At 70.6% G+C, this 7,373-nt stretch carries 8 protein-coding genes and 1 tRNA gene; 1 reads left to right on the top strand and 8 read right to left on the bottom strand.

All coding sequences use genetic code 11. The features are described 5' to 3' along the window. On the top strand, window positions 1-104 hold a 104-nt coding region (locus VFL99_RS15835), incomplete at its 5' end, for a DUF5701 family protein (RefSeq protein WP_325107319.1). Between the two features lie 184 nt (window positions 105-288). Here the strand turns inward: VFL99_RS15835 and VFL99_RS15830 are convergent. The 8 genes from VFL99_RS15830 to VFL99_RS15795 form a co-directional block, all read right to left on the bottom strand. Beyond that, window positions 289-364: transfer RNA gene (locus VFL99_RS15830), tRNA-Thr, on the bottom strand. 69 nt (window positions 365-433) lie between these two features. Next, window positions 434-2,029, bottom strand: a complete 1,596-nt coding sequence (locus tag VFL99_RS15825; RefSeq protein ID WP_325107317.1) for an alpha/beta hydrolase — start codon at window positions 2,027-2,029, stop codon at window positions 434-436. A 182-nt stretch (window positions 2,030-2,211) separates the two neighbouring features. Then, the gene (locus VFL99_RS15820) at window positions 2,212-3,306 is read right to left on the bottom strand and encodes a ScyD/ScyE family protein (protein ID WP_325107316.1); all 1,095 of its coding nucleotides are present in this window, start codon (window positions 3,304-3,306) and stop codon (window positions 2,212-2,214) included. 216 nt (window positions 3,307-3,522) lie between these two features. Next, window positions 3,523-4,662, bottom strand: coding sequence for a DNA polymerase III subunit delta' (locus VFL99_RS15815; RefSeq protein WP_325107315.1), 1,140 nt, complete (start codon window positions 4,660-4,662; stop codon window positions 3,523-3,525). After that, window positions 4,659-5,324: a dTMP kinase gene (gene tmk, locus VFL99_RS15810; RefSeq protein WP_325107314.1), complete on the bottom strand. Its 666-nt coding sequence runs from the start codon at window positions 5,322-5,324 to the stop codon at window positions 4,659-4,661. The genes VFL99_RS15815 and tmk overlap by 4 nt, the downstream gene beginning before the upstream one ends. 112 nt (window positions 5,325-5,436) lie before the next feature. After that, window positions 5,437-6,246, bottom strand: coding sequence for a MerR family transcriptional regulator (locus VFL99_RS15805; RefSeq protein WP_325107313.1), 810 nt, complete (start codon window positions 6,244-6,246; stop codon window positions 5,437-5,439). Window positions 6,247-6,365: 119 nt separating this feature from the next. Beyond that, a complete protein-coding gene (locus VFL99_RS15800; RefSeq protein WP_325107312.1) occupies window positions 6,366-7,103 on the bottom strand; it encodes an MOSC domain-containing protein in 738 nt (245 codons plus the stop codon). 91 nt (window positions 7,104-7,194) lie between these two features. Beyond that, window positions 7,195-7,373, bottom strand: a 179-nt coding sequence (locus VFL99_RS15795) for an Lrp/AsnC ligand binding domain-containing protein (protein ID WP_325107318.1), incomplete at its 5' end; no start/stop codon positions are given.

Raw genomic sequence — 7,373 nt, 5'->3', positions numbered from 1 at the left:
GGCACAACCGCAACGCACCCAAGATCGGATGGTGCTGGGCCGGTAACCGGCACACGTGGCTCGGCTTCGCCTCGGCCGCGGCGCGCGAGCAGCTATCCAGCTGATCGCGGGCCCGCCTGTCCTTGAGACGGGCGGGCGTCCGGGTGCGCTGGACCCAGCAGGCCAAGGGCCATGAGTCGATCACGACCGCGGCGACGATGTGCCCACAGTGTGCCCATCCGGGCCAGCCTCTGGTCGCTGCTGGCCGTGGTGGTCAGCGTCGCGGTGCCGCTGACCTGAACCAACGCGTGGAGCCGCCTGTCGGAATCGAACCGACGACCTATTCATTACGAGTGAATCGCTCTGCCGACTGAGCTAAGGCGGCGCGCGCCCCGGGGGACGCGAGGCACGAGTATACGGATCACTCCCCGGATTGCCGAAACCGGCCCGTCGGTCAGCACATGGTGCCCTTGGGCGGCAGCTTGCCGTGCAGCAGGTAGTCGTCGACCTTGCTGTCCACGCACTGGTTGGACCGCATGTATGCCGTGTGGCCGTCGCCGTTGTAGGACAGCAGGTGGCCGTTGGCGAGCTCGTTGACCAGTCGCTTGGACCACTCGTACGGGGTGGCCGGGTCCCGGGTGGTACCGAGCACGAGGATCGGGCCGCTCCCCTTGGCGCTGATCTTGTGGGGCGGGGTGTGCGACTTCACCGGCCAGTGGGCGCACGTCACGCTGCCCCAGGCCAGCATCGCCCCCCAGGTCGGGGCCTCCTTGCTGAACTTCTTGGCGTCCTGCGCGTAGTGGCTGAGGTGGGGGCTGTCCGGCCGGTCGAGGCAGTTGACGGCGTAGATGACCTGCATGATGTTGCCGGTGTAGGTGCCGTTGTCGTTCCGTTGGGCGTACTGGTCGGCCAGCATCATCAGGTCGTTGCCGCTGCCGTTGAACGCGGCGCGCAGCGCCGACGTGAGGGTGCTCCACTGGTTCTGGTCATACATCGCCTCGGCGATGCCCATCGACCCCCACCCCTCGGTCAGCTCCCGCACCCGTGGGTCGTCGGTCACGGGGACCGGCCGCTGGTCGAGCCGCTTGAGGAACTCGCGCAGCCGCTGCATCCCCTGGTCCACCGACGTGCCCAGCGGGCAGTTGCCCTGGCTGACGCAACTCTGCACGTATGCCCGGGTGGCCCGCTCGAAGCCGACCGCCTGGCCCTCGTTGAGCTCACTGGAGGTCAGGTCTGGTGGGACGACCCCGTCGAGGACGAAGCGGCCCACGTTCTTCGGGAAGAGGCCGGCGTAGGTGGCACCGAGGAAGGTGCCGTAGGACTTGCCGAGGTAGTCCAGCTTTGACTCTCCCAACGCCGCCCGCAGCACGTCCATGTCCCGCGCGGCGTCCTCAGTGGACACGTGCGGGAGCAACTCGGGATTCTTGCGCTCGCACGCCTTCCCGAAGGCGGTGCCGGCGGCCATCATGGCCTTCTCCTCCGCCATGTCGTCGGGCGTCGGGTCCGAGCCGAGGAACGTGTCGAGCTGGGGTCCGTCGTAGCACTTGATCGGGTCCGAGCGGTCGACTCCGCGCGGGTCGAAGCCGACGATGTCGTAGGCCTGGCGCACGGACTTGCTGACGATGTAGTCCGCGGCGGCGGCATACTCCACCCCCGAGCCGCCGGGTCCACCCGGGTTGACCACCAGCGAGCCGACGCGCTGACCGGTGGCGGGCGCCTTCAGCACGGCCAGCTGGATCGTCTTGCCGTCCGGATGGGCGTAGTCGACCGGCACGGTGAGCCTGGTGCACTTGAAGTCCGAGCAGTCCTGCCAGTCGAGCTTCTGGTCGTAGAAGCGCTTCAGGCCGGCCGGCACCGGTGCGGCGCTGCCGGCGCCGTTGCTGGTGCTCGTCGCAGCGGAGCGGCTGCTGGGCGCCGCAGCGGAGCCGGAGGACTGCGACGCCGGGGAGTTGCACGCGGTCAGCCCCGCGACCACCAGCGCAGCGCCCCCGACCACTGCTGCCAGTCGCCGTCCAGCACGTCGAGCGGTGCTGCGTTCGGCCAAGCCCATCAGTCGTCGCCTCTCGGTCCGCCTCGGCGCGGCAGTCCTGCGCCGGGAATGTGTCCGTCGCCGAGCCGGGCCCGGCGACCCCGACGCTATCTCGGCAGCCTGTCAAGAGCACAACGAAGGCCGGGGCGGCCGGCCCGTGGACCGACCGCCCCGGCTGGGCGACGTTGACTGGAGGGGATCAGTCAGCGTCGGATCTTGACGATGGTTCCGCTTCCTGTGGGGTTGCCCTGGTCATCCATGGGGGCCATCGTCCCCACGTAGAGCCAGCTGCCCTTCACTTCGACCGAAAGGGCACCGGGGACCTCGGCCACGGTCTTCGGGCCCTTCTTCGTCACCATCGAGACCTTGCCGCCGAACAGCTCCGTGACATAGACGGTTCCGTTCGGGGCCACCGCCAGGTTCGTGGCACCGGCGAACCCGGTGGCCATCCGCGTCGCCTTGCCGGTCCGCGGGTTCACCTTGTAGACGCTGCCGCGGGCACCGAGGCTCGGGTCCTCGGGTCCGCCGGGCAGGGTGGAGACCCACAGCATCCCGTGTTGGTCCACCTCGACGTCGGTCGGCACCGACTCGAAGTTGTAGGTGAGGCCCACGACGCACTTCTCCAGGCCGAGGGTGCTGGCCACGGACTTGGTGAGTTTCAACGGCTGCCGCGGCAGCACGGCCAGCGTGGAGATTGTGCCCGACTTGGTGACCTTCAACAGGTCGTTGCCACCGGCGTCCGCGACCACCCAGGCTCCGCCGCCCAGGCTCGCGACGGCATACGGGTGGGAGTCCACCATGCCGGTGTAGGTCGCTGGCCCGCCGCTCAGGTTCTCGATGGCGTCTTGGGCGCACTGGTTGGCGCTCTTGCCGAGGCCGTAGGTGAGGCGTTGGTCGGGGTTGTGGGTGGCCTCGTAGGTGGACAAGTCCGCCGTCATGGTGGCCTTGCCACCGGTCAGGACCGTCAGCCCGGACTTCGCGTTCACGTAGTCGGTCCAGGTGTAGGCGAGCTGCTTGCCGGAGCGGTCGAGGTCGATCCCGGCGACGTCGCCGGTTCCGCCCTGGGGACCCGTGGCGAGGGTCTTGAGCTGCCCCGTGGCAAGCACACGGGCGATGGAAGCGGTTCCTCCGTCTGCGACGTACACGTTGCCGTGGTTGAGCGCGACGTTGAAAGGGGCAAAGACCTGATCCGTGATGGGTCGGGGCGAATGCGGTGAGGCGAGGGCGGACGGAGCAGCAGCGACAGCAAGTGCCGCCGCTCCGAGTGTTGCGGTGAGGGCTTTCAGCTTGAGCGACATCTTTCACCAATCCAGGATGACGCCGGCGGGTTCCGGCAGTGGTGGGTCCTGCATTGGGCCGGGGGAGCGGCGGCCGCTGATGCCCAAGGCTAGAAGTGCCAACCGTCGCGGGACCTGCTTTTGGCAGAACTCCGTGCTGGCACCGAGTTCCGCAGCGTCGCCGGTGCTGTGCCCAGGCCGTCCGCACCACTCGGTCGCCCCTCGGTCAGCCCCCGCTCAGCGGGGCAGTCGCAGCGAGATCATCATCGCCTCGAGGGCCAGCAGCGGAGGCACGTTGGCGTCGATCCGCTCGCGCGCCGTCCCGATCGCGTCCATCGCCGCGAGGAGCTGCTCGGGCGACATCGCCCTCGCGAGCCGGTCCACCAGCTCGGAGACGTCCTCGTTGACGAGGGCGACCGGAGCGCCGGCGTGTCGCACGAGGGCGTCGCGATAGAGCGAGAGCAGGTCGACCAGGGCCCGGTCGATGACGTCCCGACCGAACCGCGTGGCCCGGGCCTTCTGTTCCTTCTCCAAGGCGTTGAGCTGCGACCGGATGTGCGGCGGTTGAGTGCGCGCGGACGGGTCCGCACCGAGCAACTCGAGCAGCCTCGTCCGCTCGGCCGCGTCCCGCTCGGTCGAGGAGGCGGTCGTCTCCTCCCCCGCCAGCGCTGCCAGGTCGGTCGCCGCCAGCACGGCCTGCCCCACGCCGGTGATCTTGGTGGCCAGCTTCAGCGTGTCGTGGCGCCGGATGCGCGCCCCCTCGTCGCGGGCCAGCCGCCGGGCGAGCCCGATGTGGCTCTGGGCGGCACGGGCCGCATAGGCGGCCATGGCCGGGTCGATCCCGTCCCTCCGGGTGAGCAGCGCGGCGACGGCTTCGACCGGTGGGGTGCGCAGTTGCACGTGCCGGGAACGGCTGCGGATGGTGATGATCACGTCCTCGGTCGAGGGCGCGCACAGGACCCACACGGTGCGCTCCGTCGGCTCCTCGATGGCCTTGAGCAGCGCGTTGGCGGCCTGCTCGGTGAGCCGGTCGGCATCCTCGACGATGATCACCCGCCACGCCCCGACCGAGGGACGGCGGGCTGCGAGCGCGGCGAGGTCCCGGGCCTGGCGGACGCTGATCGAGAGGCCCTCGGTGGCGATGACGTCGACGTCGGCGTGCGACCCGTCCAGAGCCGTGCGGCACTCTCGACACTCCCCGCACCCGCCCCGAGGACACTGCAAGGCTGCCGCGAACGCTCGCGCCGCCACTGACCGTCCCGACCCGGGCGGCCCGGTGAACAACCACGCGTGGGTCATCGCGGCCGAGTTGCTGACGGCTCGCTGCAGCGTTTCGATCGCCGGCTCCTGCCCGACGACGTCCTCCCAGACGCTCACGCGCTCACCCCGAGCACGGCCCGGACCCGCTCGCGCACCTGCTGCTGGATCGCCTCCGGCGCCAGCTCACCGTCGACGACGAGATAACGGCCGGGGTCGCGCTGGGCCAGGTCGAGGAAGTGCTGACGCACCCGCTCGTGGAAGTCGCCCTCGATCGACTCCAACCGGTCATGGACCCCGCCCCGGCGCTGCCGGCCCACGACCGAGGGCAGGTCGATGAGGATGGTCAGGTCGGGCACCAGTCCCCCGACCGCCCACAGCGACAAGTCGCGGATCTCGTCCGCGCCGAGGTCGCGACCGGCCCCCTGGTAGGCGGCCGAGGAGTCCAGGTAGCGGTCGGTGATCACGACCTCGCCGCGCTGCAGCGCCGGCCGGATCAGCGACTCGACGTGGTGGGCGCGGTCGGCGGCGAACAGCAGCGCCTCGGCCCGGGGTGCCACGTCCTCGCCGTGCAGCACCAGGTCGCGGATGTGCTGGCCGAGGTCGGTGCCGCCGGGCTCGCGGGTCAGCTGCACCGTGCGCCCTTCGGCGGTGAGCCACTCCCCCAGCAGCCGGGCCTGGGTCGACTTGCCGGCGCCGTCTCCCCCCTCGAACGCGACGAACAGGCCCTGCACGGAAGGCTCGCCGGCCGGAGGTGCCGGAGGGCGGGGCTGCTCGGTCACAGCGAGAGCCTAGGCCAGCGCGCCCACACGCCTCGGCGCCGGTCCACAGCGGTATGGCGACCGCTCCCGAACCGGTGAGCGGTCGCCATACCGTGTGGTGCGGCAGCGAGCGTCAGGCGCCGTGGCGGGCGGCGTTGGCGTACATCGCGTCGTGCACGTACTGCGCCAGCCCTTCGACGTCCAGCGACTCGTCATACGTCGCCGTGTAGCGCGGGTCGCTGACGTAGAGGTCGGCGAGGCACTTGTGGAAGGCGTGGTCGCAGTCGTAGAAGCGCCGGTCGATGTGCTCCCGATGCGCCTCGGCCGCGGCCATCGCCGCCTCGCTCGTGGGCGGCTCGCCGGACCGGAAGGCCTGCAGGAAGGCGTCGTTGAGCCGGTCGGTCTCCGTCTTGACCTGCTCCCAGTCGGCCTTGGTGTAGTGCTTCGTGCGCTGCTGGCTCTGCTTCCACGCGTCGGTGTCGCCCCAGCGCTGCTGGGCCTCCCCCTGGTAGTCGTCGAAGCTCTCGCCGAACAGCACCTTCAGGTCCTGCTCGGTGGCGGGCTGGTCGTTCATCTCGTTCTCCAGTGCTCGGTCGATGGCCGCGACGAGACCGCGCATCTCGTCCAGCCGGGACATGACCGCTGCGCGTTGACGGCGTAAGTGACGGACGACATCGTCTCTGCTTGATCGGGACTCGTCCAACAGGAGTGCGATCTCCTCCAGCGCGAACCCGAGCCGGCGGTAGACGACCACGTGCTGCAGCCGCGTGACGTCCGCCTCGGTGTAGAGCCGGTAGCCGGCCGCGCTCCGCTCGCTGGGCACCAGCAGCCCGATTTCGTCGTAGTGGTGCAGGGTGCGCACCGTCACGCCGAACCGTTCCGCCAGCTGCCCCACCGTGCGCGGCCCTGCCTGTCGCCGGTTCGCCTGTGCCATCTCGGTCATGTCCCTACCGTGCTGCCTCACGCCAGGTGAGGGTCAAGTCGCCTTTTGCTCGCCTCGGTCGACGTATGCCGGCACACCCGTGCCGCGGGGAACCGCTGCATGGTGACACCAGCAGCAGCTCAGCAGCGAACCGGGTCGCCGACCCGGACGGTGTCCTCGGTGAGCGGCTCGGCGTAGACCGCCAGGCACATGCCGCGCGTCGCGGTGAGGGTCTTGAGCACCCCCGGGCGCTCCGGCACGTCCCCCTGCCGGATGTCGACCATCCGGCAGCGCGGGATGCGCTCGGTCACCACCAGCGACACGTCACCGATGTCGACCCGGCGCCCCACCCAGTCCTCCTCGATCCACGGCTCCTCCGTCTCGACCACGAGATTGGCGCGAAACCGCCTCGGGTCCAACGTCTCCGGGGCACCGACGAGCTCGGCCGCGGCGGCCAGCGTGGCGGTACCCACGATGCTCACGGCCGCGGCGTCGAAGTGGGACAGCACCTGCCCGTCGCGACGCGTCTGCCCCTCGCGCACGAGGTGCACCGGTCGCCCGAGGGACGCGGTCAGGGCGTCGGGCAACGCCCGGTCGTCGCAGCGGTGGGCCCGGCCGTCCGGCCCGGTCACGACGGCGGTCGGCCCGCCGGCGCCGTCCTCGTCCGGGGCCAGTGCGGCCGACCAGGCGAACACGGGGTCCATCCGGCGGAAGCGTCTGCTGTGCTTGCCGCTCGCGAACTTGCCGTCGTCGGCCCGCACGGCCCACAGCCGGTCTCCGACGAGTCCCCGCCGGTCTACAGCCACGGCATCCAGGCGCTCGCCCAGCATCGACTTCACCGGGTAGCGGTGGATCTCGAGCAGGCGGAGGTCGGCCACGACCGCGATGCTACGGCGCCGGCCCGACCGACGACCTCGTATGTGGCGTGTCACCGCCTCCCTGGAGGCCGAAACGCCACAGACCGCGTCGTCAGTCGCGGGACGCGGGCGGCGTCGGCACCCCGGTGAGGCTTCCGGTGCCTGGCAGCGCCTCGAAGACGAGCGAGGTCTCGGCGTGGACGACGCCCGGGCGGTTGGTGAGGTGGTCGAGCACGAAGTCCCGCAGCGCGTCGGAGGACTCGGCGGCGACGTGGACGAGGTAGTCGGTCG

This window comes from Segeticoccus sp., assembly GCF_035708005.1.
The sequence above is the reverse complement of the archived record's forward strand: the minus strand, read 5'-3'. Positions and strand labels throughout refer to the sequence as shown.